Annotated in this window: 23 protein-coding genes; 9 read left to right on the top strand and 14 right to left on the bottom strand. The window is 64.8% G+C overall.

Features of this window, described 5'->3' with window-relative positions; genetic code table 11:
• Positions 1-145: 145 nt before the first annotated feature.
• The 7 genes from KHO22_RS27785 (at position 146) to KHO22_RS27755 (ending at position 9,788) form a co-directional block, all read left to right on the top strand.
• Positions 146-1,339 (top strand): MFS transporter, encoded by a 1,194-nt coding sequence (locus KHO22_RS27785; RefSeq protein WP_211950394.1) that lies wholly within the window; start codon positions 146-148, stop codon positions 1,337-1,339.
• Positions 1,340-1,424: 85 nt separating this feature from the next.
• Complete coding sequence (locus KHO22_RS27780; protein ID WP_211950393.1) at positions 1,425-2,636, top strand: efflux RND transporter periplasmic adaptor subunit; 1,212 nt, start codon at positions 1,425-1,427, stop codon at positions 2,634-2,636.
• Between the two features lie 4 nt (positions 2,637-2,640).
• The gene (locus KHO22_RS27775; RefSeq protein WP_211950392.1) at positions 2,641-5,805 is read left to right on the top strand and encodes an efflux RND transporter permease subunit; all 3,165 of its coding nucleotides are present in this window, start codon (positions 2,641-2,643) and stop codon (positions 5,803-5,805) included.
• Positions 5,792-7,207, top strand: coding sequence for an efflux transporter outer membrane subunit (locus tag KHO22_RS27770; RefSeq protein ID WP_211950391.1), 1,416 nt, complete (start codon positions 5,792-5,794; stop codon positions 7,205-7,207). The genes KHO22_RS27775 and KHO22_RS27770 overlap by 14 nt, the downstream gene beginning before the upstream one ends.
• A gap of 256 nt (positions 7,208-7,463) precedes the next feature.
• Positions 7,464-8,447, top strand: coding sequence for a Bug family tripartite tricarboxylate transporter substrate binding protein (locus KHO22_RS27765; RefSeq protein WP_211950390.1), 984 nt, complete (start codon positions 7,464-7,466; stop codon positions 8,445-8,447).
• The gene (locus KHO22_RS27760) at positions 8,440-9,306 is read left to right on the top strand and encodes a PhzF family phenazine biosynthesis protein (RefSeq protein WP_211950389.1); all 867 of its coding nucleotides are present in this window, start codon (positions 8,440-8,442) and stop codon (positions 9,304-9,306) included. Before KHO22_RS27765 ends, KHO22_RS27760 begins: the two co-directional genes overlap by 8 nt.
• Complete coding sequence (locus tag KHO22_RS27755; protein ID WP_211950388.1) at positions 9,303-9,788, top strand: RidA family protein; 486 nt, start codon at positions 9,303-9,305, stop codon at positions 9,786-9,788. Before KHO22_RS27760 ends, KHO22_RS27755 begins: the two co-directional genes overlap by 4 nt.
• A 17-nt stretch (positions 9,789-9,805) precedes the next feature.
• Here the strand turns inward: KHO22_RS27755 and KHO22_RS27750 are convergent, their stop codons facing one another.
• The 12 genes from KHO22_RS27750 to KHO22_RS27695 form a co-directional block, all read right to left on the bottom strand.
• The gene (locus KHO22_RS27750; protein WP_211950387.1) at positions 9,806-10,576 is read right to left on the bottom strand and encodes an AraC family transcriptional regulator; all 771 of its coding nucleotides are present in this window, start codon (positions 10,574-10,576) and stop codon (positions 9,806-9,808) included.
• 501 nt (positions 10,577-11,077) lie between these two features.
• The gene (locus KHO22_RS27745) at positions 11,078-11,506 is read right to left on the bottom strand and encodes a hypothetical protein (protein WP_211950386.1); all 429 of its coding nucleotides are present in this window, start codon (positions 11,504-11,506) and stop codon (positions 11,078-11,080) included.
• A gap of 350 nt (positions 11,507-11,856) precedes the next feature.
• Positions 11,857-12,090 (bottom strand): hypothetical protein, encoded by a 234-nt coding sequence (locus KHO22_RS27740; protein ID WP_211950385.1) that lies wholly within the window; start codon positions 12,088-12,090, stop codon positions 11,857-11,859.
• 391 nt (positions 12,091-12,481) lie between these two features.
• Positions 12,482-13,276, bottom strand: coding sequence for a c-type cytochrome (locus KHO22_RS27735; RefSeq protein ID WP_211950384.1), 795 nt, complete (start codon positions 13,274-13,276; stop codon positions 12,482-12,484).
• Positions 13,277-13,307: 31 nt separating this feature from the next.
• Complete coding sequence (locus KHO22_RS27730) at positions 13,308-14,930, bottom strand: cbb3-type cytochrome c oxidase subunit I (protein WP_211950383.1); 1,623 nt, start codon at positions 14,928-14,930, stop codon at positions 13,308-13,310.
• Entirely contained in the window at positions 14,917-15,501 is a 585-nt protein-coding gene (locus KHO22_RS27725; protein ID WP_420839660.1) for a cupredoxin domain-containing protein, read from the bottom strand. Before KHO22_RS27725 ends, KHO22_RS27730 begins: the two co-directional genes overlap by 14 nt.
• Entirely contained in the window at positions 15,498-15,692 is a 195-nt protein-coding gene (locus KHO22_RS27720) for a hypothetical protein (protein WP_230427053.1), read from the bottom strand. Before KHO22_RS27720 ends, KHO22_RS27725 begins: the two co-directional genes overlap by 4 nt.
• 14 nt (positions 15,693-15,706) lie before the next feature.
• Positions 15,707-16,963, bottom strand: a complete 1,257-nt coding sequence (locus KHO22_RS27715) for a c-type cytochrome (RefSeq protein WP_211950438.1) — start codon at positions 16,961-16,963, stop codon at positions 15,707-15,709.
• A gap of 88 nt (positions 16,964-17,051) precedes the next feature.
• Positions 17,052-17,789 (bottom strand): c-type cytochrome, encoded by a 738-nt coding sequence (locus tag KHO22_RS27710; protein WP_230427052.1) that lies wholly within the window; start codon positions 17,787-17,789, stop codon positions 17,052-17,054.
• A gap of 867 nt (positions 17,790-18,656) precedes the next feature.
• A complete protein-coding gene (locus KHO22_RS27705; RefSeq protein WP_211950382.1) occupies positions 18,657-20,036 on the bottom strand; it encodes a DUF1329 domain-containing protein in 1,380 nt (459 codons plus the stop codon).
• Positions 20,037-20,340: 304 nt separating this feature from the next.
• The gene (gene garL, locus KHO22_RS27700; protein WP_211950381.1) at positions 20,341-21,132 is read right to left on the bottom strand and encodes a 2-dehydro-3-deoxyglucarate aldolase; all 792 of its coding nucleotides are present in this window, start codon (positions 21,130-21,132) and stop codon (positions 20,341-20,343) included.
• A gap of 15 nt (positions 21,133-21,147) precedes the next feature.
• Positions 21,148-22,242 (bottom strand): malate/lactate/ureidoglycolate dehydrogenase, encoded by a 1,095-nt coding sequence (locus tag KHO22_RS27695; RefSeq protein ID WP_211950380.1) that lies wholly within the window; start codon positions 22,240-22,242, stop codon positions 21,148-21,150.
• 417 nt (positions 22,243-22,659) lie between these two features.
• On the opposite strand from KHO22_RS27695, the gene KHO22_RS27690 reads away from it, so the two are divergent.
• On the top strand, positions 22,660-23,796 hold the full coding sequence (locus KHO22_RS27690; protein WP_211950379.1) for a zinc-binding dehydrogenase: 1,137 nt from the start codon (positions 22,660-22,662) through the stop codon (positions 23,794-23,796).
• Positions 23,797-23,956: 160 nt separating this feature from the next.
• On the opposite strand, the gene KHO22_RS27685 is transcribed toward KHO22_RS27690, so the two are convergent.
• Positions 23,957-24,679, bottom strand: a complete 723-nt coding sequence (locus KHO22_RS27685; RefSeq protein WP_211950378.1) for a hypothetical protein — start codon at positions 24,677-24,679, stop codon at positions 23,957-23,959.
• A 76-nt stretch (positions 24,680-24,755) separates the two neighbouring features.
• On the opposite strand from KHO22_RS27685, the gene KHO22_RS27680 reads away from it, so the two are divergent.
• Complete coding sequence (locus tag KHO22_RS27680) at positions 24,756-25,343, top strand: TetR/AcrR family transcriptional regulator (RefSeq protein WP_211950377.1); 588 nt, start codon at positions 24,756-24,758, stop codon at positions 25,341-25,343.
• A gap of 70 nt (positions 25,344-25,413) precedes the next feature.
• Here KHO22_RS27680 and KHO22_RS27675 read toward each other — a convergent pair whose 3' ends face one another.
• Positions 25,414-26,277, bottom strand: coding sequence for a YciI family protein (locus tag KHO22_RS27675; protein ID WP_211950376.1), 864 nt, complete (start codon positions 26,275-26,277; stop codon positions 25,414-25,416).
• Positions 26,278-26,438 lie beyond the last annotated feature (161 nt).

Genomic DNA, 26,438 nt, shown 5'->3' with positions numbered 1-26,438 from the left:
TGCGGTACATAGCGCTCATGGTAGACGAAAAAGTTGCATGGAGCAACTTAATGCGCTATCGTAAGTTTCATCACGAAACTTACGTGGGCTGCGGCCCGTCGCGATTCCCCAACGGGCGGCTCGATGTGCCGCGGAGGACATTCACATGGATAAACGTCTTATCGTCCTGGCCAGCGGCATGTTCGCGATTGGCACGGACAGCTTCGTGGTTGCCGGCGTGCTGTCGCAGGTTTCCACCTCGCTTGGCGTATCGGTGGCGCTGGCCGGCCAGATGGTGACGCTGTATGCGATCAGCTATGCGCTGCTGTCGCCCGTCATCGCTGCGGCGGCAGCGCATTGGCCGCGCAAGCGGTTGCTGCTCACGGGTCTCGCAGTGTTCGTGGTGGGCAACGTGGTGACCGCGGTGGCGCCGAACATCGAACTCGTGCTGGCCAGCCGGCTGATCGCGGGCCTGGGCGCGGCCATGTTCAGCCCGACCGCCACGGCCACTGGCGCGTCGCTGGTACCGCCCGAGCAGCGTGGGCGCGCGCTCGCCATCGTGATCGGCGGTCTGTCCAGTGCAACGGCGCTGGGCGCGCCGCTGGGCACCTTCATCGGCGGCGCGCTGGACTGGCGCGCGACGATGTGGTTCGTGGCCGCCGTCGGCACGCTGGCCGGGCTGGGCGTAGCGTGGCGCCTGCCGGAGATCCCGACGCCGCCGGCCATCAGCCTGTCGCGCCGCCTTGCACCGCTGGCGGACACTCGCGTGCTGCTGACGCTGCTGACCACCTGGATGGTCTATGCGGGCCTCTTCCTCGTCTACACCTACATCGGCCTGAGCTTCGACCGCGCCACGGGTGGCGACTCGCGCGTGCTGGCGGCCTTGCTGCTGCTGTGGGGCGTGGCGGCGACCGCCGGCAATTTCGCCGCCGGACGGCTGACCGATCGCTACGGCAGTCGCCGCATCATCAACGCCGCCATCGCCGTACTGGTCATCGACTTCGCCTTGTTGCCGCTGACGTCGGCATCGCTGGTGACCGCGGTCCCCGCGCTGATCGTCTGGGGCGTGTGCGGCTGGGGTGTGCTGGTCCCGCAGCAGCACCGGCTCATCAGCATCACGCCGGCTGCCGCGCCGCTGTTGCTGGGGCTGAATTCGGCGGCAATCTACGTCGGCGTATCGATGTCAGGCGTCATCGGCGGCGCGGCTATTGCCTGGTTCGACCGTCATGCCCTCGGCCTCGTGAGTGCGGTCTTTCTGGTAGGGGCGCTGTTTGTCGCCGAATGGGCGCGACAGCGGATCGCCCGGCCGGAAGTGCGACCGACCGGCGTGGTCGGCGCCACGTCCGGTTCGGCGCGCTGAAGCTGAGGAGGGAACCCCGACAGGCGCGTGGCGCGTGAGTGGATCGGATCACGGATGAATCAATCGATGGATTGGGCAGCAGAGCATGACAGACAGACAGAAAAGCCGGGCCGCCAGGCGGCGGTGGCTATTGGCAGGTGGGGTACTGGTCGTGACGACTGGCACGCTGGTCGCAACGATGGCATTGAAGGACACGCGTGCGGCAACAGCCCCGGCGGTGTCGGCGCCCGAGGTCTTCGTGAAGACACTGGCGCCCGAGAACGTGCGCGTCTGGGCCAACTTCTCCGGCCGCCTCAATGCGGTGGACGAAGCGCTGGTCCGGCCCGAAGTGGGCGGCAAGATCGTGGAAGTCCGCGTGCGCGACGGGCAAACGGTGAAGGCGGGCGATGTGATGTTCGTCATCGATCCACGTCCCTACGAGGCCGCCGTGGCCCGTGCCCGCGCCGAACTGGCGTCGACCCGAGCGCGTGCCGAATTCGCAGCCGCCGAGCGTGAGCGTGCCAAGGGCCTGATCGACGCCGAGGCGATCCCGCTGAGCCTGCACGACCAGCGTACCAACGAAGACCGCATGGCCAAGGCGGCCGTGCTGGCGGCCGAAGCCGCGTTGCGACAGGCCGAGATCAATCTCGACTATGCCTACGTCAAGGCGCCAATTGCCGGCCGCATCAGCCGGGCGGAAGTCACCCTCGGCAACCTGGTCCAGCCCGGCGCGAATGCGCCCGTGCTGACCCGCATCGTGTCGAATGACGGCATCTATGCCGACTTCGACGTCGACGAACAGGCCTACGTCCAGTCGATCCGGCGCTATGCCGAGACCCAGAACAAGGAGCAGCACATCCCGGTGGAAATGCGCGTGCAGGGCGACACGGAGCGCATCTACTCTGGCGTGATCTACACGTTCGACAACAAGATCGACACCCGCAGCGGCACGATCCGCGCGCGGGCGAAGTTCGAGAACCGCGACCGGGCGCTCGTCCCCGGCATGTTCGTCTCGATCGGGCTGGCCGGCAGTGGCGACACGTCGGCCCTGGTGGTGCCGGACGTGGCCGTCGGCAGCGACCAGAGCAAGAAGTTCGTGTACGTGGTTGGGCAGGACAACAAGGTGGCCTATCGGGAAGTCGCGCTCGGGGCAGGGCTCGACGGCAGGCATGTGGTCGCGAGCGGACTCAAGTCCGGCGAGCGCGTGATCGCGCGCGGGCTGCAGTTCGTGAAGCCCGATGCGACGGTTATGCCGAAGGAACTGGCTGAAGCCGAAGTGAAGACCGCCGCCACGACGGCAGCACGCGGGGCGGAGTAGTCACATGAATCTGTCCAAGTTCTTTGTCGACCGGCCCAACTTCGCGGCGGTCATCTCGATCCTTATCTTCCTTGCCGGTGTGCTGGCCATTCCGAAGCTGCCGATTTCCGAATATCCGGAAGTCGTGCCGCCGTCGGTGGTCGTGCGCGCGCAGTTCCCCGGCGCCAATCCCAAGGTCATCGCCGAAACCGTGGCCACGCCGCTGGAGGAGCAGATCAACGGCGTCGAGAACATGCTGTACATGTCCTCGCAGGCGGCCAGCGACGGCGTGCTGACGCTGACGGTCACGTTCAAGCTTGGCACGGACCCCGACCTCGCCACGCAACTGGTGCAGAACCGTGTCAACGAAGCGCTCCCGCGCCTGCCCGAGGTGACCCGGCAGCTCGGCGTCAGCACGGTCAAGAGTTCGCCGGACCTGACGATGGTCGTCCACCTCATCTCGCCGTCGGACCGCTATGACAATCTTTACCTGCGCAACTACGCGCTGCTGAACGTCAAGGACGAACTGTCCAAGATTCCCGGCATCGGCCAGATCAAGCTGTACGGTTCGGGCAACTATGCGATGCGCGTCTGGCTCAATCCGCAGAAGATCGCCGAGCGCAACATGAACCCCGACGAGGTAGTGGCCGCGATCCGCAAGCAGAACATCCAGGTGGCGGCTGGCGTAGTGGGCGGGCCGCCGTACAAGGACAACGTCGAGATCCAGTTGCCCGTGAACGTGCAGGGCCGCCTGGCCGACGTGGACCAGTTCGAGAACATCATCGTCAAGCGCGAGGGGGGCGTGGTCACTTACCTCAGGGACGTAGCGCGTGTGGAGATGGGCGCGAGCGAGTACGCCCTGCGCGCGCTCCTCGACAACCAGCAGGCACTGGCGCTGGTGATCTTCCAGACCCCGGGGGCGAACGCTATCGACATTTCGAACAACGTCCGCGCCAAGATGGCCGAACTGAACAAGCACTTCCCCGATGGCCTGGAGTACCGCATTGCCTATGATCCGACGACGTTCGTGCGCGATTCGATCAAGGCGGTTATCCATACGCTGCTCGAAGCCATCGTGCTGGTGGTGCTGGTGGTGATTGTCTTCCTGCAGACCTGGCGCGCGGCCATCATTCCGCTGCTCGCTGTGCCTGTATCTGTGGTCGGCACATTCGCGGTGATGCTCGGCTTTGGCTTCTCGATCAATGCGTTGTCGCTGTTCGGGCTGGTGCTGGCGATTGGCATCGTCGTGGATGACGCGATTGTCGTGGTCGAGAACGTCGAGCGGAACATTGCCACCGGCCTGCGGCCACGCGAGGCCACCATCAAGGCGATGCAAGAGGTGACGGGGCCGATCATCGCCATCGCGCTGGTGCTTTGCGCAGTCTTCGTGCCCATTGCGTTCATCAGCGGCCTCACCGGGCAGTTCTATCGCCAGTTCGCGCTGACCATCGCAATCTCGACCGTGATCTCGGCGTTCAATTCGCTGACGCTGTCGCCGGCGCTGTCCGCCTTGCTGCTGCGCTCGCACGACGCCCCCAAGGACAGGCTGACGCGCCTGATGGATCGGTGGCTCGGTGGCTTCTTCAGTCGCTTCAACCGCGTATTCAGCAGAGGTGGGGAGTCCTACGGCGGCGGCGTGAAGCGGGCGTTGCAGCACAAGCGCGGGTCCATGGTGCTCTACGCGGCGCTGCTGGCGGCCACGGTGCTCGGCTTCGTCAGGGTGCCGGCCGGCTTCGTGCCGATCCAGGACAAGGGCTACCTGGTCAACCTGGTTCGCTTGCCGGAAGGCGCGACGCTGGATCGCACGGAGTCCGTGGTACGGCAGATGGTCGACGTGGCCTTGAAAGCGCCGGGCGTACGCACCGCCGTACAGTTGCCGGGGCTGTCGATCAACGGGTTCATCAACAGCCCGTCTTCCGCCGTGGTCTTCGTCGGCGAACAGTCGTTCGAGGAACTGCACAAGCAGGGGACGTCGGGGCCGGCGATGGCGGCCAGCCTGCAGAAGCAGTTCGCGTCGATCCGCGATGCCTTCATCGCCGTGTTCCCGCCGCCGCCCGTGCAAGGGCTCGGCAACACCGGGGGCTTCAAGCTGCAGATCGAGGACCGTGGCGACGCCGGCTACCTGGCGCTGAGCAAGGCAGTGAACACGGTGCTGGAGAAGGCGCGCAAGGCGCCCGAGCTGGCGGGGGTGTACACCAACTACAACGTCTCCACGCCGCAACTCTATGCGGACGTGGACCGTACCCGGGCTGCGCAGCTCGGTGTGGATGTGGATGACGTGTTCAAGACCATGCAGATCTACCTTGGCTCGCTCTATGTGAACGACTTCAACAAGTTCGGCCGCACATACCAGGTGATCGCACAGGGCGACAAGGACTTCCGCTCGAAGCGGGATGACATCCTCGGACTGAAGGTGCGCAACGTCGAAGGCAAGATGGTGCCACTGGGAGCCGTGGTGACGCTCAGCGACACCAGCGGCCCCGACAACGCCTCGCGCTACAACGCCTACCGCTCCGCCGACATCAATGGGCGTCCGGCACCCGGCTACTCGACCGGACAGGCGCAGGCGGCAATGACGCGCATCCTGAATGACACGCTGCCGGGCGACATGGCCTTTGAATGGACCGAGTTGGCCTACCAGCAGATCCTGGCCGGCAACACGGCGCTGATCGTGTTCCCCATCTGCATTCTGCTGGTGTTCCTTGTGCTGACCGCGCAGTACGAAAGCCCGTTCGTGCCGCTGGCCATCATCCTGATCGTCCCGATGTGCCTGTTCTCGGCCATCGCGGGGGTCTGGCTGACCGGCGGGGAGAACAACCTCTTCACGCAGATAGGGTTCTTCGTGCTGATAGGACTGGCCTGCAAGAACGCGATCCTGATATGCGAGTTTGCCCGGGAACTGGAAATGCAGGGCAAGGACACGCTTGCGGCAGCCATCGAGGCTGCGCACCTGCGCCTGCGGCCGATCCTGATGACGTCGATCGCCTTCATCATGGGGGTGCTGCCGCTGGTGCTGTCACATGGTGCCGGCGCCGAGATGCGCCACGCCATGGGTGTGGCCGTGTTCTTCGGCATGATCGGCGTCACGTTCTTTGGCCTGTTCCTGACGCCGGTCTTCTATGTCCTGATCCGGAACCTGGAAAAGCGCATCACGCGGAAGGAAAGGGTGCAGCAGCATGTTGAAGCTTGAGCGATTGGCTGCCTCGGTCCTTGCTGCCGCTGCGGCTGTCGTAGCCGGTTGCACGAGTCCGGTGGGGCCGCAAAGCTCCGGTGTCGACGTCGCGCCGCGCTGGCAGACGCTGACGCCCGCGCAGGCGAACGCCGACCTGATCGTCAGCCACGACGATGCGCAGGTCGACCAGCGATGGTGGTCGCATTTCCACGACGCCGCGCTGGAGGCGCTGATCCGTGAGGCGATTGCCGGCAACAAGTCGCTGGGAATTGCGCGGGCACGGGTAGAAGAGGCCCGGGCAGCGCGGCTGCAGGCGCAATCCGCGCTGGCCCCGGAAGTCAACGCCGTGGCGAGCAGCGAGCGCGGAAATCGCGGGCTGCTGACCAACGACAAGTCGGTCACGGTGAACCAGGTGGCGCTGTCGGCGGCATGGGAACTGGACCTGTTCGGCCGCAACCAGGCCCGCACGGCACAAGCGACGGCGATCCTCCAATCGACCGAAGCCAGCGAGCAGGCCGTGCGCGTGGCGCTGCTGGCGGAGGTGGCGCGCACCTACTTCGAGTTGCGCAACCTGGACCGGCAGATCGAGCTGACGACCAGCAACCTGGAGACGCAGCGCAGGACGCTCAAGCTGGTGGAAGCCCAGCAGCGCGGCGCGCTGGTGAGCAACTTGGACGTGCAGCGCGCGGCCGCGCAGGCTTCGACGACCGAGTCGCGCGTGCCGTCGCTCCGGGCAGCGCGGGACGCTGCGGCTAACCGGCTATCGACACTGCTCGGCAGGACGCCGGGCACGTTGCAGGAAGTCGTGGCCGCGCCGCAGCCGTCGCTCGACGGGCGCATCGTGGTCTCGGCACCGGCCGCCGTGATCGCCACGCGGCCGGATGTGCGGGTAGCGGAGCGCCGCTTCGCCGCGTCGATCTCCGCACGCAAGGCGGCCGTCGCAGAATTGTTCCCGAATATTTCGCTGACTGCGTTGTTCGGCGTGCAGAACGCCACGCCGTTCTCGTCCACGCCATGGGGAATCGGAGTTGGACTGGTACAGCCGGTGCTGAACTTCGGCCGCATCCGCTCGCAGATCGATGCCGCCGACGCGCGCCAGACGCAAGCCTTCCTGGCCTACCAGCAGACCGTGCTCGATGCACTGGAGGATATGGAAAGCGCGATGTCGGCCTACCTGAACGAGCAGTCGAGAAACACCTCGCTCGCAGCGGGCGTGGCCCAGAACCGGCGCGCGGCGGAACTGGCGCGAGCGCAGTACCGTTTCGGTTATGTGGGCTTGCTGGACGTGCTGGTGGCCGAGCGTGATCTTCTCGACGCGGAGTCGCAGCGGGCCACGTCCGATGCGAGCCTGCGGACGAACTTCGTGCGAATTTTCGCTGCTGCGGGCGGTGGTTGGGAGGTTCAAGGCGATGCCCACTGAACTCGTTGCGCCAGCGGTCACCATTCCAGGCGCAGGGTTCAGGACCTGGAAGTAATGCGAAATCTGACGGCCGGTCGCGGCGGACAGACGGTCGTTGGGCGCATGGTCCTTCGATGACGGGATTTGGCCGGCAAGCGCCGGTCGTCATTCCAAGCCCCCGGCGCATGCGCATTTCGGATGGCTGAAAGTCGTATTCCGGTTCGTAGCCCGCCCGACACCTTCGTAGACTCCATGCATTCCAACAAGCGGAGTGCACATGTCCATCCTGTCCATTTCAACGCGCAAGGCCCGCTGCGCCGTGCTGGCGGCCGCGGCCGCGGCAAGTTGCGTCGCCGCGTATGCGGAGACCTGGCCATCAAAGCCGATCACCGTAGTCGTGCCATTTCCGGCTGGCGGCGGTACCGATCTGGTGGTTCGCTCCATCCAGCCGCTGTTGCAGCGTGAGCTCGGCCGCCCCGTCGTGGTCGATAATCGCAGCGGCGCAGGTGGCACGCTTGGGTCTGCCTATGTCGCGCGGGCTGCGGCCGATGGATATACGGCCGGCGTGGTCACGACGAGCACGCACGCGGTAAGCGTTGCCCTGTATCCAAAGCTGACGTACAACCCGGCGAAGGACTTCGCCTATGCCGGATTCATTGGCACGTCACCTTATGTGCTGGCCGTCAACAACACCTTGCAGGTGTCGGACGCCAAGGCGCTTGTCAGCAGACTGAAGGCCGACAAGGCGCAGCACAGCTTCGGTTCGGTTGGTGTCGGCACCGTGTCGCACCTGATGGGCGAGCAGTTTCAGAAGCTCGTCGCCGTGCCGATGGTGCACGTCCCGTATCGCGGTGCGGCGCCGGCGTACACGGATCTGATTGGTGGACAGGTGCAGATCATGTTCGACAATCCGGTGGGACTGGCGCCATACATCAAGGCACACAAGATTGCCGCCATTGCCGTGACCGCTCCGACATCGCTGCTGCCCGATGTCCCGACGTTCGCCAGCCAGGGCGTGCCAGGCTTCGAGCAGCAACTGTGGTATGGCATCGCCTTTCCCAAGGGCACGCCCGCTGCGATCGTCGATCGCTTCAATGCAGCACTGAACAAGGTGCTTTCTGACAATGCGGTCGTGGCCGATCTATCGAGCAAAGGTGTGACGGCGCGCCCCGGTACACCCGCCGCACTGCAGGCCGCGGTTCAAGCAGACATCCCGTACTGGGGCAAGATTGCCAGTTCCGTGGGAGCTACAGGTGAATAATGTCAGTCTGATCCGGGTTTTTGTACGCGATGGGCGAGGCGGCAATCCGGTGCCCCTGGTCTCCGATGCCCGTGACATGAGCGCGGCGGAAATGCAAAGGGTTGCTGCCGCATATGGGCACGAGTCCGCCTTTGTATTGCCGAGTGATATCGGTTGCGACTGGCGTTTCCGATTCTTCGTTCCGCAGCACGAGATGGAGATGTGCGGCCACGCCACCGTGGGCACGCTGTGGGCGTTGCGCCAATGGGGCCGCTGGACGACCCCGGCGGTGCGCATCGAGACGCTGAGCGGCATCGTGCTGGCGTATTGGGACGATGCGCTGCAATCCGTCTGGATCTCGCAGCCGGCGGTGCGTACCCAGACGCTGGACGCCGGGGCATCGGGCCGAGTGGCGGCGCAACTTGGTTTTCCAGCCGGTACGTATGCGGCCACCAATGCCGCGACGAGTCGCGTCAAGACGCTCATGGCCTTGCCTTCCGTGGCGGTGCTCGACAGCTTGCAACCGGACTTCTCGACCATGGAGTCGCTCTGCGCATCGATCGGCTCGACCGGGCTCTATCCCTATGCATTTGGCGTATCGAAAGCGGACGGCCGACCCGTAATCCATGCGCGGCAATTTCCAAAGTCGTCCGGCTATCCCGAGGATGCCGCCACCGGCATAGCGGCGGCTGCCTTATGGGGCTTTCTGAACCAGGCGGGTGAACTGGCTGGCCCTGATGGAAAGGTGTCTTCCATCGCGGTCTGGCAAGGCGATGCCATGGGCAGCCCCTCGGAAATTCTCGTGGCGCCGCGCCATACGGATTCGGGCGAGCCTGACGGATGCTGGCTCAGCGGCAGCGTGACTTGGAGCGATGCGTGACGGACAACTCCCCCGAGGCACGGCTTGCCGCCGCCGGATTCACGTTGCCCGAAGTGTCAAGTCCACGTGGCAGCTATGCGCCGTATTGCGCGATCCAGGTCGGCACATCGCAATGGGTGTCGATTGCCGGTCAGGTATGCCGGCGGGACGGCGTGGCCATGGCGGGCCAATGCCGGAGCGACGATGATCTGGAACCCGCCCGCCATGCCGCCGAAGTATCGGTGCTGAATGCACTGGCCATACTGCGGCTGGCTTGCGATGGCGAGTTGTCGCGCGTGATCCAGATCGTTCGCCTGCGTGGCTTCATCCGCGCGGCACCGGACTTTACACGACATGCGGCAGTGCTCGATGCGGCCTCGGCGGTGATGCGCGCAGCATTCCCCGGTCAGCCGCTGCCGGCACGCAGCGCGCTTGGCGTGGCCAGCTTACCGGACCGGGCTTGGACGGAGATCGAGGTCGACGCCATTGTGATGACGGCGTGAAGGCGTCGGCCGCCAGGCTACGACGGCGCCGGCACCTCGCGCAGCAGCCGGTGCAGATGCCCGCCGGAGGCAAAGCCGAGATCCATGCTGACGCAGGCGGCGGACCGGCCTCCTGCAATCAGCTTGCGTGCGTGCTCGGCCAGAATCCGACGTCGTACGGTCACGGGCGTCGCGCCGAACTCGATCTGACAGGCGCGCTGCAACTGTCGGATCGAGATGCCCAGTTCGCCGGCCACGGTATCGATCGATGGCAAGGGCATGTCGCGTTCGAGCGCCGCATGGAAGCGCTGGGCCATGCGCAGTGCGACGGACGCCGGCTCTTCGGGCACCGCCAGCGGCCGGCTCGTCATGATCTGCGCCACGATGGCGCGCACGAGCCAGGACGCGCTGGTGACTGAGATCGTAGGCGCGAGCAGCGCCTCAAGCATCGCGATCGTCGCGGCGTCCAGGTGCATGGCGCCGAACCGCAGGCACACGGGCAGGCGATCGGGCGGCAGATAGAGTTCCCCGTGCTGCTGAAGGCCGTGCTCGGATGCCGTCAGGTGCGACGTCGACGCATGCAGCAATACAGCGGTACCGCGCACCAGCGAAGCGGCATGCAGTGCGTCTGGCTCGCCGGACGAATCGTTCCAGACCGTCCTGAGCCTGCCCATGCGCGGCCACAACAGCATGCCGCAGTCGTGGACGTGCCATGCTCGGCGAAAAGCAGGCTGTCGGCTGTCATGCAGGGCGAATCCGTGCTCGGCGGTCAGGTGAAGCTTGGGAGACAGGTGAGGATCGTTGGTCATCGCAGGCGTTCCGGCAGTCACAGGCGGAATGCCGCCGATAATACGCCGTTCCGTGAAGTGGGGGCAGCGGAGCGCTAAATCGGCTGAGCCGCGCACGCCCTGTTATGGCAACAGTCTCGTTTCCCGTTCCGACGTAGTGCGTGACTCGGCCATCGACCACGGCGACCGTCGCTTTGCGGACCCATCTGAGTCGTTCGACTCCACACTATCAATGGCCGCATTCTGACTTAATGCCGCCGCTCCGGCGACGACGTCAATGCTTGTCCACGAGGGCTTACTTCCTCATTGTTAGGTTGCGTAACCGTCCTCGATCAGTTTTGGAGCGAGGCGGCTCCAAGTAGCGAACCTCGCTGCAAAATGCAAATGGCCATCAGAACTCGACCGATTACGAATCGCTCGCCTTTCGCGACCCAATGACCGATTGTTGGAAAAGCCATCACGCACGCGACCGTGCGCGAAGCTACGTGATGCCGGCCCTTGTCTCGGATTGCCCGCCTGTTGTCAGGCAATTTCACTGGCAGCTTCGCCAGCCAGCGCGACTTCCGTTTCGTCGGTCACTGTGCTTTCCGCTATCGCGTTGTCGTCTTCGGAAACCATGTCGCCCAGACCGATGACGACCGTGATATTCGGCGTCCAGTTCTTGCGATCGGTGCTGACCTCGGCAAACGTGGTCACCGTTGCGGTGTAGCCCTGCGTTCTGAGGTCCTCGGCTAGCCGTTGCGCGCGCGGTTCCAGCGCTGCTTGCGGATTGTCTTCGTTGATGTCGAGTACCAGTCTGGTCTCGAATTCTTCCTTGCCCCTCTGGATTGCCGTTTGCATTGTCTTGAGTTGCTTGTTCGCGAGCGCGACGAGTTTGCTGTACCTGGACTCTTCCTGGCTGGCGCGCAGTGCCTTGGCGGCGTTGATGATTTCGGTGCGGTCCACGAACATGATTGCCTTTCAAGGTGGGGGGAAAGAAAGCGCAGGCGCCGCACGGGCTTGACTTCAGCAGCCAGCTTTTCCGGGATGCGACGACAACTGTATAAATATACAGTGTTCGCCGGCTAACTGGCAAGGCGTACAGGGTGAAATTCCCTGACAGCAGAAGATCTGGCGAATCGCGCTATGGCTGCCGCGTCCTGACTAAAGGCGGCGCTGCTCCGAAGTGATTGAGTCCCGCACATGGTGGGATCGCGATACCTCTCCAGGCTCCGGCTGAGGCTGGGTAGCCCGATGCAGGCCGTTGTGAAATCAGAAAGCAAACTGCGAACCGCGAGCGCCTGGTGCGGCGTATCGCGCGGTCATCCGTCAGGCAAGATGTGAATGACCGGGACTGGCCGAACTTTGTCAATCGTAGGCAGTGGGTGGAAGACCCAGCGATCAGTAACCTTACCGATAGTCGCAGCGGCTTCGCAGCGTTCGCGTAGCAGTAGCAGCTTGGTCTTGCTTTCCGTCAAATCCGGATATGCCGCCGCACGCTCCTCGAACTCCTGCCGGGATTTCGCCACGAGGACGCGTTTCTGGTCGATGGTCATCTCCTTCGAGATGCGTACGAACAGCGCGTCGACGCTTCGCTCCTTAATCCGGCGCGCAGATGCCCCCAGGCAAGCTGCGCGCATTCCCGCATCCATGGCTAGGAAGAAGCGCAGCTTCTCCGTGGGCCACCTACGAGTGTAGATCCGGTCAGCGCATAGGCCCCTGCCGGCGGCCTATTTGGTCAAACTCGGTGGACGGCCGGACTAAATGGCTTGCAGCGATCGGGGAAGTCGGGTTCCGGGCGAAAACGTCGGGGTTCTGGGCGTCAGCGAGGGAATTCCGCCTTGAGCGAAGGTGGGACGAGGATGGCGCGATGACAAGCGGTGGGAAATGCGCCGGTGGCCGCGACGACGCAGCAGCGCGTCAGACAGCCAGCTTCAGCGCATGGTCCTAATGGCCTTCCGGCGCCGCCTTTCGTGCGTAGAACACCGCAACTTCCTCGATCTCCTGATCGGTCATGGCTCTCGCCATGTTCCGCATCTGCGCCTCGGCGTCATTGGCGCGCGAGCCGTTGCGGAATGCCCTTAGCTCGGCGGTAAGGTAATCGCGCGGCATGCCTTCGAGCCAGGGGGCGCCGAACTTCTGATCCACCCCGCCATGGCATGCAATGCACGGCGCGATATTGCGCAGCGGATCGCCCACGCGTACCAGCGCAGGCAGCGATTCATCGTAGGTCGTCGGGGCAGTGCGCGCCTTTGGCAGCGAGGCGTAGTACGCGGCAACATCGGCGATATCGCGCTCCGACAGCTTGCGGGCCAGCGTTTCCATGATCGCGCTGCCGCGCTTTCCGGCGTTGTAGTCGTTCAGTTGCTTGATGATGACTTCCGGGTACTGGCCGGCGAGGTTGGGCGCGTTGGAGGCTGTCATGCCGCGTGCGCCGTGGCACATGGTGCAGTTGTTGAGCGCGAGCGTGGCGCCGCGTCCGACGCTGTCCGCCGAGCCGACGCGCGCCATCGAGCGGTCGAGCACGACGTTGGTGGCGATGCGCCCCGTGCGCGTCTTGTCGTCGCCGCTCCAGTTCGTGGGGACGCCGGCGGCGCGGCAGATGGCGTCCCATACGCCGCGCGCGCTGAAGTCGCTTTGCACCGATGGCAACCAGATGAAGCCGACCAACATCAGGACGATGGTCAGCACGACCAAGGCCAGTACGCTTTTGGCGCCGATGGGATTGGGTTGCGCGGACATGGGAGGATCCGGTGACGGTGGCTGCGGCGGACTAGCGGCCGCCAATCGGCACGATGGGCACCGAGGCGTTTTCGAGTACGGCGAGCTGCACGATGGGGTAGCCGTAGTTGACCAGCGTCAGCGCGACCATCATCACGACCCACAGCGCAAAGCCGTTGAGCGCCGCGGGTGGGCGTCCTCCCGCGTGGATGGGTTCGCTGAACGTGTAGGGCGTCGGCGTGCCGAGCGGACGACGATGCGCGTTGGCGAGGATGTAGACGAACAGGATCGCCGAGATGACCATCGCCAGTCCGCCGAACGTCGAGACCGCCACGGTCCACGCCTGCGAGTGCAGGTCCGGGTGGCTGTAGTCGTAGTACGCCATGCGGCGCGGCATGCCGAGCAGGCCAACCCAGTGCCAGGGCAGCGAGAGAACCAGCATGCCGAGGAACCACAGCCAGAGTTGCAGCCGCATCAGGCCGGCCGGCAGCGGACCGCGCGCGGTCAGTTGCGGCCAGAGGTCGTAGGCGAGCGCCATGTACATGATGACGATGGCGCCGCCGAAAATCAGGTGGAAATGCCCGGTCACCCATTGGGTATTGTGGATCGACTCGTTGAGCTGGTAGCTCATGTTGATGATGCCGCCTGCGCCGCCGAAGCCGAGCATGATGAACGAGAACGTCACCGCGAGCATCATCGGGTTGTGCCACGGCAATGCCTTCACCCAGCCGAAGGGGCCTATGCCGCCGCGCAGGCGCGCCGCGATTTCGACCGAGGCGACGATGGTGAATACCGTCAGCAGCGTTGGCACCGTCACCATCGCAGTCATGGCCGCGTGGACGAACTTGAAGCCCGAGCCGACCTGCGGATCGGCGAACAGGTGGTGAATGCCGATCGGCATCGAGAACACGAGGAATAGCGCGAAGGCCATGCGGCCCATGGTGTCGCTATAGAGCCGTCCGCCAATCGCGCGCGGGACGATGGTGTAGAACGCGACGTAGGCGGGGACGAGCCAGAAGTAGACGATGGCGTGCAGCGTCCACGAGAAGAACACGCGGGCGAGGCCCGCATTGATGGTGTCGGTCAGACCGAGCGAGGCGGGCAGGATCAGCACCAGCACCTCGATCGCCGCGCCCAATGAAGTCCACGCCCACAGATAAGCGCCAGCCACCGTGCCGTACACCGCAAGCGGCACGGTGGCACCCGGATTCTCGCGCCGCCACGCACGCAGGTTGACCGCCATCAGCGCGACCCAGACCCAGGAGCCGACCACCACCAGCACCACGCCGAGATAGTAGAACGGGCTGCCGATCATCGGCGGGTAGAACGTATAGAGGACCGATGCCTTGCCGAGTCCCATCGTCGCTGCCGCAAGCACGGTGCCGGCGATCAGCAGCCAGAAGCCGATCCAGGCCCAACGCAGGCCCACGAGCGGACGCTTGAGGCCGAGTTCGCAGATGGCATAGCCGAAGCCCATCGCCACCAGCGTGGGCAGCACATAGGCCATCACCGTGCCGTGCGCCGTCACCGAGCGGTAGTAGTGCTCGGGATTGTTGACCCAGGTCGACAGCGGACTGCGGATGAACATCTGCCACTCGCCGAGGACGATGGCGCCGAGAAAGGCCACGAAGGCCACCCAGAAATGCGCGAGGACGAGTTTTCTAGCGAGGAACACAGGACATCCTTTCCGCGTGTCGCGCACGCTCCATGAATTCCTCGCGTGGGAGCACCTGCACTCTCGCCCACATCGCCTCGTGCCCGATGCCGCAATATTCGTGGCACGGCATCAACTGCTCGCCCGCACGCGGAAACGTCGTCGTGAAGGTCGCCACGAAGCCGGGGATCAACATGGTATTGGCATTGGTGGTGCCGACGATGAAGCCGTGGATCGCGTCAGCGCTCGTGCCCCGGAACGTCACCGGTACGCCCTGTGGCACCACAAGGCATTGCGGCTCGAATGAATACTGCTGCGCGACCAGCCTCACGGTCACCTTGCCGTCGCCGTCGACTGCCGTGCCGAGGTTGCCTTCGACAAACTCTCCCTGCAGGTGCAGCGTTCGCACGTTCACCGTCTCCACGCGCGACGGCGGCATCGATAGCCAATGCACGCCCGCGAAAATCATCAGGAGCACGATGACGCCCATGATGATGCCCACCACCACGGCCCAGCGCCGTTCCGCCGCAACGGCGACTGCCTCGGCGTGGTGGCCATCGGGCGTGGCAGGCGTTGGCGATATCGTGCTCACTGGATCAGCCCCCGCTGCGCATAGATGCCGAGGTAGAACGCCAGGTAGATCACCACGACGATGGCGGTGGCTACGCTCGCCACGGCAAACGTTCCCTTCGGACCGTCGCTTACCACGCGGTGTACGTCGTGGTCCGCTGGCGGTGGTTCGTCGTGATGCATTGGCGCGTGCGGATCGGTCATGTCGGTCATGTCGGCGATGTCGGTTACTCGGGCAAGAGCTTGCGTAGCGCGTTGACCTGTGGTGGTGCCACTGGCGTGCCGGTATTGCCCCAAGCCACGCGGATGTATGTCACCACGGCGGCGGCCTGTTCGTCGTCGAGCGCGTGCGAGAACGGCGGCATGCCATGCGGGCGCGGGTTCTTCTTCGTGCCCGGCGCGTAGCCGCCATTGAGCACCATGCGGATCGCATTGACCGGCGACGCCATCGTGATCGACTGGTTACCCGCGAGCGGCGGGAACGATGGCGGATGGCCCTTGCCGTCCTCGGCATGGCACATCACGCATTGCTGCTGGTAGATCTTGCGGCCGTTCTCCATCACGGCAGGCTGCACCAGATGTTCCTGGCTCGACGGCGGTGGTTCGGTATCGCGTTGCGGCAGCGCCTGCAGATACACGGCCATCGCCTGCACGTCCTCGTCGGTCATGTACTGCAAGCTGTTGTAGACCACTTCCGCCATCGGGCCGTAGACCGTTGCGCGATGCGACACGCCGACTTGCAACAGATCGACGATGTCCTGGAGCGGCCAGTTGCCCAAGCCAGCTTCGCGGTTCGACGTAAGCGACGGCGCATACCAGTTCTGGTTCGGGATCATCCCGCCCTCGAACTCCTTCGACTCGCTCGATCCGCCGAGCGCGTTGATCGCCGTGTGGCACATCGCGCAATGGCCGAGGCCCTGCACGAGATACGCGCCTCGATTCCACTGCACCGACTGTTTCGGATCGGGCTGGAATTCGCCCTCCTTGAAATAGAGCGCACGCCAGCCGATCAGCAGTTCGCGCTTGTTGAACGGAAAGCGAAGCTCGTGCGGATGGTTCTTGCGCTTCACCGGCGTCACTGACATCAGGTAAGCGTAGATCGCGTCCGAGTCCTCGCGCGTCACCTTGGTGTACGACGCGAACGGCATGGCGGGGTAGAGCAGATTGCCATCGCGCGAGACGCCGGTATGCATCATTCGGTAGAAGTCGTCGGCGGTCCATTGGCCGATGCCGGTCTCGTCGTCGGGCGTGATGTTGGGGACGAAGAGGCTGCCGAACGGCGTCGCCATCGCGCGTCCGCCCGCGAACGGCGGGTTGTTGGGCTCGGTGTGGCAGGCGACGCAATCGCCGGCGCGCGCAAGGTATTCGCCCTTGACGATGATCTGGCTGGCCGGGCTGAGCGCCGCGGCGCTGCTCGCTCCATTTGCGGCGGGAGCGCTCGCCGCCGTGACGGGCGCCGGCTTCTCCCGCGGTCCGGACGGCATCAGGCGCAGGGCCAGTACGACGAGTACGGCCACGACCACAATGCCGATGATGAGGATGGGTAACCTGCGCGCTTTCATGGCGACCCCATCAGCGCTGGCTGCCACATGCCAGCGGCATGCGCACAAGGTTGGACGATTCCGGCGACGGATCCTTTGGGGGCACCTGCTGAGACAGGAAGGCCGCCACGGCAGCGATGTCGGCGTCGGACAGCCGCGAAGCGATTCGCTTCATGCAATCGGGCTCCGCCGCATGCCGTTCGCCCACCTTCCAGCGCGTGAGCTGGCCAATGATGTACGCGTGCCGCAGTCCCGTCAGCCCCGGAATGCCCGGTTCCATGCCAGTGAGCCCCGCAGCATGGCACGCGATGCAGGCCGGTACGCCTTGCTTGCTATCGCCGGCGGTCACCAGCGCCTGGCCACGCGCCACCACGGTCGGCTGCCCATCGGACGCCTCGGGCGCGGCGAATGGCGGACGCAGCTTCGCGAAGTACTCGGCAATCTCCTTCAGGTACGGGTCCGGCAAGTACGCGACCAGGTAGTTCATCGGCGCATAGCGGCGCGTACCGTCGCGGAAGGCAACGAGTTGGTTGTAGAGGTAACCGGCCGGCTTGCCGGCAATGCGCGGGTAGTATCCGTTATTGGTGCCCTGGCCGCTCTGACCGTGACAGGTCACGCAACCCTGCACGCGCGCTTCCATCGAATCGACCGTCTGGAATGCGGGAATCGCGTCGGACTGGATAGTGGGAGCGGCAGGCACCTGCGCCCGGCCGACAGGCGGCAGGGCAAGAAGCAATCCGAGCATCAGGACCCGCCATGGGGAACGCATGATTCTAATCCGGGGCGCGTACGGGAAAAGCCTATGCGCTATAGGGGTAATGTCAATTTCGGATTTCTTTTTGTGGTGATGAGGATGTTGGTTCGTGGCTCATGCGCCACCTATTCAACGTTGAACTGCATCGATTGGTCGCGTCGGGGGCAGAACAGACCGGCCCGTGGATATTTGGCCGGGTGCACCAATGAGGGTTTTGGCATCCGCCTGGGTGCGCTTTCGAGTCATCCAATCGGGGGCGGCGCGGAAGTGATCTTAAGAGCCTGCCGATAAGGAGCCTCCTGGATGCCGGGGCATAATCTGACGGTAAGCAGCCCTGCGGCTGGCCGGATTGCCCGCGTGACTACGGCACGATTGCTCCTCGCCGATGGCGCATACCGGGCCGAGCAGAGCGTGCTCTCAAACGGCCGCATAGATCGCATGGATGAGACCGCGAAGGCCTTCCCTGGCGAGCGGCGTGCCGTCTGTGCGGCCGGTGCTGCGATCCTGCGGACCCATGGATGAGTCGCTTCTCAATCTCACGTCAGTCATTGAGCCGAGCGAAGGGCGTCGCAATTGGGCAAGGTCGAGTCCGTCCATCGAGGCCACGCAAGAGCGGGGATGCGCGCTGATGCTCGTCACCCATCCGATAGGAACATTGCGATGGGTGGACCTGGCGAGGCTCGAGTCCCATCCTCGCTTGAACGACGGTAGTCAGGCCAGCTTCGGTCATCATCAGTCTGGAGCCAACTGACTCAAACTGGCCGGTCTCCGCCTTTCCCGGAATTCGGCGATGAACCGTAAAAAAGCCCTTGCCGTGCGGCAAGGGCGGGTGTGGGAAGAACGGCCGGCGAAGGGTTCGCCCGGCCCGGCCGTGTGCTGCGATCAGGTGCCCGATCCGCGCGCGGCGTCCGGCGAGAAGAGCGCCTCGCTGAATTCCGGGTTGCTGTTGAGCTTTGCCATCGGGCCCTCGTTGGTCAGGCGGTCGGCCAGGTAGGCGCCGGAGATCAGGTCGTGGTAGAACACGGTGGCGGCGGAGAAGCGGCGCGCATCATAGGCGTAGACCAGGGCCTGGAGGTTGGTGCGCCACAACTGGCCGCGGCCGTCGTAGTTGTCGGCGGCCACCGACTGCCAGGTGTCCTCGTCGAGATACAGCACACGCTTCGCATACTGGTGGCGGAATCCCGGCTTCAGCGTTGCCTCCAGGATCCATACGCGATGCAGCTCGTAGCGCATGACGTCCGGGTTGGCGTGCCCATTCGTCAGCAGGTCCTTGTACTTGACCGAGGCGCTCATCAGCTTGTAGCTGTGGTACGGGACGTAGATCTCCTTCTTGCCGACGATCTTCCAGTTGTAGCGCTCACCCGAGCCGTTGAACAGGCGGTCGTCATCCACTGTGCGGAAGCCGCCGGGGCCCTGGGGCTGGTCAAAGCCGAACTCCGGCGCCTGGCGTACGCGGCGCGTGCCCGGGTTGTAGATCCACGTGCGGTTGGTGTCCGAGCCTTCCTGGTCCCAGACGGTGTACCCCACGATCACCTGGCCGCGGTCACGCAAGGGCAGGTCGGTGGCGGTGCGGAAGAAAGTGCGCTCGTTGAGGGGGTTCTTGGGGTCGAACTTGCCGTTGTTGCGCGGCGAGAAGATGCTGTAGGAGACGCGTCCCCATGCGATCGAGCCATTCGGATAGACCACGGCCTGGTCGTACTGCGCTTTCTCGGTGCCGATCGCCGCGGAAAAGCGCTGGTTCCACAGCAACTCCATGGCCGTCTTCGGGATCGGGTAGGGCACCTGGGGGGCTGCATCCTTCAGGCCATTGGCATCGCCTGTCATGCTGACGGTGGTGGCGTAGGTGCGGATGTCCTTGTACGCGGCGTCCTCGTAGCGGAAGTCGCGATGGCTCGGGTACACCGGCATCTTGAAGGTGTCGGGGTACTTCTTGAACAGCGCCTTCTCGCCCTCGCTCAAGCGCTCGGCATACTGCGCCATGTTCTGCGCGGTGATGACGAACAGCGGCTTTTCGTCGGCATACGGGTCGGGATAGCGGTCGCCACGCTGGTACTTGACGCTGGGCGGGGTGCCCAGCCACTTGCCGGTCCAGGCGGGAACCTCGCCGTCCTTGCTGGCGGCGCGCTCCGCGCCCATGGGCGTGAGGCTGCTGTCAAGCTGCTTGAGTTCTTCCGGGGCGACCGCTGCCCACGATGCCGCGGCGAGTGCCATGCTGGTGGCCAGCACGCTGCCGCGCAGCAGCCGTTGTGTAGGGGATGTCATTGAAGTCTCGCTCCTTCTAAGGGATTGCCCGGCGGCGCCTGCGCCGGTACGGAAGTCGCCCACATGCCCGAAAGCGGCGGCAGGACCGATGTGCCCGGCGTGCCGCGGCCTTTGTCGGGGTGGACCTGCCACGCGGTTGGCGTGTGTCGGTGGTGACAGCGTAGAGAGGGGGCGCTGAAGGTGAATCGTTGGAATGGACTAGAGGGTTTCCCTAGCAGGGGGCAGTGGGGTGTTGGGGGAGTCACCCAACACCCCGCCAGTCACGCCGGCGCGGCAGCGGCGTCGGTCGGGGACGACAACCCGATCATCCCGCGAAGCGCTCGCGCAATGCCCGCGCCGCATCGCGCAACAAGACATGATCAAGCCCGACGGCAACAAAATGCATGCCCATGTCGAGGTATCGCCGTGCATCGGCTTCCACCGGCGTCAGCGTTCCGATGGCCTTGCCGCCCTGGTTGGCCGCATCGCAGATCTGCCGCACAGCCGCCTGCACCTCGGGGTGGTTCGGGTTACCAAGGTGACCGTAGGCGGCGGCCAGGTCGTTCGGGCCGATAAAGATGCCGTCGACGCCCGGCTCCGCGCAGATTTCCGCGATCGCCTCCACCCCCTTGCGACTTTCGATCTGAACCAGCACGCAGATATTCTCGTTGATGGTCTTGAAGAAGTCGGGCAGCGTGCCGAAGCGGTTCTGCCGCTGCACGCCCGACACGCCACGGATGCCGTCCGGCGGATAACGCGTGGCCCGCACCGCGCGACGCGCTTCCTCGGCCGATTCCACGAACGGGATCAGGAAGTTGTAGAAGCCGATATCAAGCAGGCGCTTGATCATGACGGGGTCGTTCCACGGCGGCCGCACCACGGGCGCGCTGACGCTGTCCTTGAGCGCCATCAGCTGCGGTGCGAACGTCAGCACGTCGTTGGGCGAGTGCTCGCCGTCGAGCAGCAGCCAGTCGAAGCCGGCCAGGCCGATGATCTCGCTGGTCACGGGCTGCCCCAGCGAACTCCACAAGCCGATCAGGCGCTTGCGTGCCAGTATGTCGGCGCGGAACTGGTTGGGCAGCGGATGAATCTGGGGCAGATGCGGAATGGTGGTCATCGTCGGCGTTCCTGTTCAGTCGGTTGCGAGGGCGGAAAGCGGGCCGGGCGACTTGCCGCGTGCCTGCAGCACGCGCGCGGCGGCGTCGTCAAGCTGGGCCAGCGTGCTGCTGTCCACGGGAATGAATTCGGCGCGGGCACGGCGCCATGCCCGCTCGGGGTCGCCGGGCAGCTGGATGGCATCGCTGCCCGGCTGCAGGCGCGAGGCCTTGAGCCATTCGACGAACGCTTCCACTTCATGGCCAAACGTGGTGCTGCTGCCGAGCCGCTGCGGATCGAAGATGATCGCCAGCATGTTGTTCCAGACCGCGTGCTCATGGGTGAGCGTCTCGGGCCGGATCGTGTGGCCGCCGGTCACCGCTGCGCCCAGCAGCTCGCACATCACGGCCAGCACATAGCCCTTGTGCTCGCCAAACGTGCGCAGCGCGCCTTGCGGCGTACCCGGTTGCGGAAACATGACGCCGGGATCGCTGGTGGGGTGGCCGTTCGGGTCCATCAGGCATCCGGGCGCCACCGGCTCGCCCTTGTTGTTGGCCACGCGTACCTTGCCCAGGGCGATGGCGCTGGTGGCAAAGTCCAGCACCAGCGGCGGCCGGCCGGCCACCGGCACGCCGATCGTGAACGGATTGGTGCCGAAGCGCGCATCGTAACCGCCATGCGGCGCGACGATCGGCTTGGACAGGACGTTCACGAAGTGGATCGAGATCAGTCCGGCGGCGGTCGCCTGCTCGGCCCAGTGGCCCACGCGGCCGAGATGGTGCGAACGGCGCAGCCCCAGCACGCACACGCCATGTTCCCGCGCGCGTTCGATGCCCAGCCGCATCGCCTGCTCGGTCACGGCCTGGCCCATGCCGCGATTGCCGTCGAGGCTCAGGATGCCGCCCGATTCATGCACCACGCTGACCTGCTGGTTCAGCTGCAGCTGGTCCCCCTGCCACGACATCACGTACTTGGGAATCATGCCCACGCCATGCGAATCGTGGCCCGACCGGTTGGCCCCGACCAGATGATCGGCGGTCAGCGCGGCCTCGCGCTCGTCGGACCCGGCCGCCAGCCAGAGGTCGACGACCCATTGATGCAGGCCGGCGGTCGGGATTCGGTGTTCACTCATGCTTGCTCCAGGCGAAGTTGGCTTGGTTGACAGAATCGCACGATAGGCCGCGCAGCACCGCCCGTCAAACGGAACAGTTGGGAACAATTGCAGACATTGCTCGTCGATATCCAGTGCGTGATGGGCGTGCTGTCCGTGACGCACTGGTTGTGCGGCCAGCGCACCAGGCGGCTCAGTGAACGTCCGCGCAAGACTCGAATCGATACGCCGGCTGTTGGATGGATTGTGGGAGGGTCAGGCGATTGACATATCCGCCGCTATCAGTGCGATGCATGATGGCCTGTCGGCTGACGCATAACCTGGATTTCCGGGCCCAGTACGTGATTCGCAGGAACTTGCTACATTGCTGACTGCTGGCGAGAGCAGCCCCGCGCTGCTGCCCGCCCACCGCAAACCGGCAGACCAAGGAGACATCGAATGCACACCGGACTTCAACTTCGTTCGCAGATCAAGAGCAGTGGTGAACTCGAGCTGTCGCTGGACAGTATCGACACGCCGCAACCTGGCCCGGATGAAGTGCTCATCCGCATTGAAGCCTCTCCCCTCAACCCGTCCGATCTCGGCCTGCTGTTCGGGGCGGCCGACATGAGCACGGCCAGGGCCAGCGGCACGGCCGAGCGCCCCATAGTCACCGCGCGCGTGCCGGAAGGCGCGATGCGCAGCATGGCGGGCCGCCTGGATGCGTCCATGCCGGTTGGCAACGAGGGCGCGGGCGTGGTCGTCGCCGCGGGCTCGTCCCCTGCGGCGCAAGCCTTGATGGGCAAGACCGTGGCTGCCATCGGCGGCGCGATGTACTCGCAGTACCGCTGCGTTCCCGCGGACCAGTGCCTGGTCCTGCCCGAAGGCGCCACGCCTGCTGACGGCGCGTCGTCATTCGTCAACCCGCTCACCGCACTCGGCATGGTCGAGACCATGCGGCTCGAAGGACATAGCGCCCTGGTGCATACCGCCGCGGCCTCCAACCTGGGACAGATGCTCAATCAGATCTGTCTGAAGGATGGCATCAAGCTGGTGAACATCGTGCGCAAGCAAGAGCAGGCGGATCTGCTCAGGGCACAAGGGGCGGTCCACGTCTGCAACGCCGCGGCGCCCACGTTCATGCAGGACCTCACCGAGGCTCTCGTCGCCACTGGCGCAACGATCGCGTTCGACGCCACGGGCGGCGGCAAGCTCGGCGGCCAGATCCTCACCTGCATGGAAGCGGCCTTGAACAGGACGGCCCGCGAATACAGCCGCTATGGCTCGACCACCCACAAGCAGGTCTATCTCTACGGCGGCCTGGACACAAGCCCGACGGAGTTCAACCGCAACTTCGGCATGGCGTGGGGCATGGGCGGCTGGCTGGTATTCCCGTTCCTGCAGAAGATCGGGCGCGAGCGGGCCAACGCGCTGAAGCAACGCGTGGTGGCGGAGCTGAAGACCACCTTTGCCAGCCACTACTCGAAAGAGATCTCGCTGGCCGAGGTGCTGGACCTGGACGTGATCGCCGTCTACAACAAGCGCGCGACGGGGGAGAAGTACCTGATCAACCCGAACAAGGGCCTGGCCGGATGAATCACCGCGGGGGCGCCTTGTGCTCCCACGGTGTCAAGAATCAGCCGCCGCGCCACAGCCAGCGGCGCGGCGCCGCCGGCGCTTCTGTTCACTGGCAGCATAAGTCAGTGGTGCCACTCGGAAGTCTTCTCGTCCTCGCCCCCTTGCAGCGACCGAGCCTTCAGCCTTGCCGGGCAACAACCGGATGCTCCGGAAGCGAGTGCCACAATCGCCGAAAGATCATCAGGTGCTGGAGCGCCAGCAGCGGCACGTTGAAGCAGGGAATGAGGATCCATGGCAGCGTGGTCATCAGGTCGCTGCTTGCGCCTGGCGTTCCATGACCAAAGGGCAGTCCTGGCGAGGATGCTACGCCAAGAGCAATGGCGTCCACCAGGTCGAGCAGGCCCAGTGTGTTCCACAGCAGCGTCGCAATGCGCCACGCTGGCGCCCGGGTTGCGGCCAGGTAGGCGACCGGCAGCGCGGTGGCGCCGATCAGCACATCTCCCCAGCCGGCTGCCGGCGCAAAAGGCGCGGGAAGCCGGCCTTGCAGATACAGCAGAACCAGGAACCCGCCAAGCAGGCGCACGGCATGCACGCCGATCAGCGCGGGAAGAGGTATCGTCTGCAGGGCTTCGTTCAACGGTCCGGCCCGCATAACGAAGTACGAGAGCGCCACAAGCGGCAGCATGACCGCGATGCCCATTCCCGCCGGCCCCATGCCGCGCACGGCACCAAATGCGCCCGTAGCGCCGCACGCTATCACCAGTGCGAACCAGATGGCAAAGGCGGACGCAATGCGCCCACGCATGCTCGCTGGAAGAACGATCACGTAGGCAAAGACCACAAGCACTGAGACTGCCCCGAGGACAGTCGCGCCAATCAAGTCGATCATGGCACTCTCCATCTGGCAATATGATGCCCGTCATATTGACAAAATATGACGGGCATCATAGTTTGTCAATGAAAAGCGGGAGGACTGTATGCCCTGGAGCGAAGACCACAAGGAAGCCACACGGGAACGGATTCTTGGCGCGGCGGCAAGCGCCATCCGCGAGCATGGGCCGGACGGTGTGAGCGTTGCGGCCATCATGAAGAGCGCCGGCCTGACTCACGGGGGGTTCTACGCGCATTTTGCCTCCAAGGAGGCTCTTATCGCCGAGGCCATCACGCGCGCGAGGGCCGAGACCTTTGCCTACCTGGAGGGAACGGCCGTGGGCGCCGGCGGCGAGCCACCGGAGTTGGCGGACATCGCCGATGCGTATCTGAGCATCAAGCACTGGGAGCATCCGGAGCGAGGCTGTGTGCTGGCCGCTTGCGGTGCGGAACTTGCCCGCGCCCAGGACCAGGTAAGCGCGAGCTGTGGCGAGAACGTGCACGACTATGTTCGATGGATGAGTCGGCACAGTCGTGCTTCGCAGTCCAGGGAGCGCACGCGCGGGGCAACCGGTGCGCTCGCGGCGATGGTTGGAGGAATGATCCTCGCGCGCGCAGCGGACGATGCGGAAGAAGCAGCCAGAATCCTGGCCGCGGTGCGGTCCTTCGTGCGACGTGGGTTGAAGGAAGACTAGACGCTGCTGCAGCGCACGGAGGCGGTTACCCGCGGCAGATTGCGGCCGCGCTCGCCGGGAAGCGTGCGCTTCAACGCCGCTCGATCAATCCCGCGTTCAGGCCGAACAGCCGCCACTCCGAGAGCGCCGTCGCTTCGTAGACGCCCTCGGCCTGGTACGGGTCCTCTGATATCAGCGCCATCGCTTCGTCTTTCGACTTCGCCTGATAAATGAGCAGGGCGCCCGAGTCGTCTGCGAAAGGACCGGCAATGATCAGCGCGCCTTTCGCCCGGATTGCCTGTGCATACGAGCGGTGCGCCGGCCTCGCCCGCAAGATGCGCGAGTGGTCGGAAACATATTTTGCGTAGTTGACGTAAAGCCGCGCGGAGTGCGCATCCGGTCCGACTGGCGTAGCACCGGATGCGTGCGGTTCCTTGGACGGAGCATGCCGATCCGCCGTGACGAGCTTGGCAGCAAGCGACTCGACGTCGACGTTGCGGCTGAGCACGGCCCACTCCGCCAGGCGATAGTCCGCAATCGCACCTTGCAGGACAAACGGATCGCTTTGCACTAGCGTCTCGGCTTCCTGTTGCGACGCCACCTGATAAATAAGCAGGACGCCGCGGGCGTGCCCGTCGTCGTCGAGCAGCGGCCCGCCCATCACCAGCCGGTCGTGTTTGCGAAGCGCGTCCGCATAAGCAACATGTTCGGCTCGGGACGCGTTCACTTTGCCCTTGTCCTGAACGTACGTCGCGTAGTTCACGAACTTCATTGAGCCAGGGGCTCCCGTGAGCACGTCGGAAAGCGCCGGAAGCGCTGACGCCGGCCCTTGCAGGGCGGCGTCTTTGGATAGCGGGGACGCAGCCATGGCCGAGGGCATGTCGGCAAGCGCGAGGCTTGCGACGCCTGCGGCAGTGGATACGAGGAAGCGGCGGCGCGACAGATCATGTGACACGGTGTTGTCCTTGGTTCGGGGTACGGGTGATGAGGGTTGGCTAGTGCTCGTCAATAGTTGTTCATCGGGCGAGCCCGACCCCGAAGGATGAAGCGGGCTTGCGGCCCATGCGTTGCGATGGGATGGGCATAAGATGGCGTCTGGTAACGGCAACGAGGTCG

Source organism: Cupriavidus yeoncheonensis (assembly GCF_905397275.1).
Taxonomy (GTDB): domain Bacteria; phylum Pseudomonadota; class Gammaproteobacteria; order Burkholderiales; family Burkholderiaceae; genus Cupriavidus; species Cupriavidus yeoncheonensis.
The sequence above is the reverse complement of the archived record's forward strand: the minus strand, read 5'-3'. Positions and strand labels throughout refer to the sequence as shown.

What these genes read in the sequence shown, in the direction of transcription:
- KHO22_RS27785 (WP_211950394.1), top strand. Translation starts at nt 146, where the DNA reads ATGGATAAACGTCTTATCGTCCTGGCCAGCGGCATGTTCGCGATTGGC.
- KHO22_RS27780 (WP_211950393.1), top strand. Translation starts at nt 1,425, where the DNA reads ATGACAGACAGACAGAAAAGCCGGGCCGCCAGGCGGCGGTGGCTATTG.
- KHO22_RS27775 (WP_211950392.1), top strand. Translation starts at nt 2,641, where the DNA reads ATGAATCTGTCCAAGTTCTTTGTCGACCGGCCCAACTTCGCGGCGGTC.
- KHO22_RS27770 (WP_211950391.1), top strand. Translation starts at nt 5,792, where the DNA reads ATGTTGAAGCTTGAGCGATTGGCTGCCTCGGTCCTTGCTGCCGCTGCG.
- KHO22_RS27765 (WP_211950390.1), top strand. Translation starts at nt 7,464, where the DNA reads ATGTCCATCCTGTCCATTTCAACGCGCAAGGCCCGCTGCGCCGTGCTG.
- KHO22_RS27750 (WP_211950387.1), bottom strand. Translation starts at nt 10,576, where the DNA reads ATGACCAACGATCCTCACCTGTCTCCCAAGCTTCACCTGACCGCCGAG.
- KHO22_RS27745 (WP_211950386.1), bottom strand. Translation starts at nt 11,506, where the DNA reads ATGTTCGTGGACCGCACCGAAATCATCAACGCCGCCAAGGCACTGCGC.
- KHO22_RS27740 (WP_211950385.1), bottom strand. Translation starts at nt 12,090, where the DNA reads ATGACCATCGACCAGAAACGCGTCCTCGTGGCGAAATCCCGGCAGGAG.
- KHO22_RS27735 (WP_211950384.1), bottom strand. Translation starts at nt 13,276, where the DNA reads ATGTCCGCGCAACCCAATCCCATCGGCGCCAAAAGCGTACTGGCCTTG.
- KHO22_RS27720 (WP_230427053.1), bottom strand. Translation starts at nt 15,692, where the DNA reads ATGACCGACATGACCGATCCGCACGCGCCAATGCATCACGACGAACCA.
- KHO22_RS27715 (WP_211950438.1), bottom strand. Translation starts at nt 16,963, where the DNA reads ATGCCGTCCGGACCGCGGGAGAAGCCGGCGCCCGTCACGGCGGCGAGC.
- KHO22_RS27710 (WP_230427052.1), bottom strand. Translation starts at nt 17,789, where the DNA reads ATGCGTTCCCCATGGCGGGTCCTGATGCTCGGATTGCTTCTTGCCCTG.
- KHO22_RS27705 (WP_211950382.1), bottom strand. Translation starts at nt 20,036, where the DNA reads ATGACATCCCCTACACAACGGCTGCTGCGCGGCAGCGTGCTGGCCACC.
- garL (WP_211950381.1), bottom strand. Translation starts at nt 21,132, where the DNA reads ATGACCACCATTCCGCATCTGCCCCAGATTCATCCGCTGCCCAACCAG.
- KHO22_RS27695 (WP_211950380.1), bottom strand. Translation starts at nt 22,242, where the DNA reads ATGAGTGAACACCGAATCCCGACCGCCGGCCTGCATCAATGGGTCGTC.
- KHO22_RS27690 (WP_211950379.1), top strand. Translation starts at nt 22,660, where the DNA reads ATGCACACCGGACTTCAACTTCGTTCGCAGATCAAGAGCAGTGGTGAA.
- KHO22_RS27685 (WP_211950378.1), bottom strand. Translation starts at nt 24,679, where the DNA reads ATGGAGAGTGCCATGATCGACTTGATTGGCGCGACTGTCCTCGGGGCA.
- KHO22_RS27680 (WP_211950377.1), top strand. Translation starts at nt 24,756, where the DNA reads ATGCCCTGGAGCGAAGACCACAAGGAAGCCACACGGGAACGGATTCTT.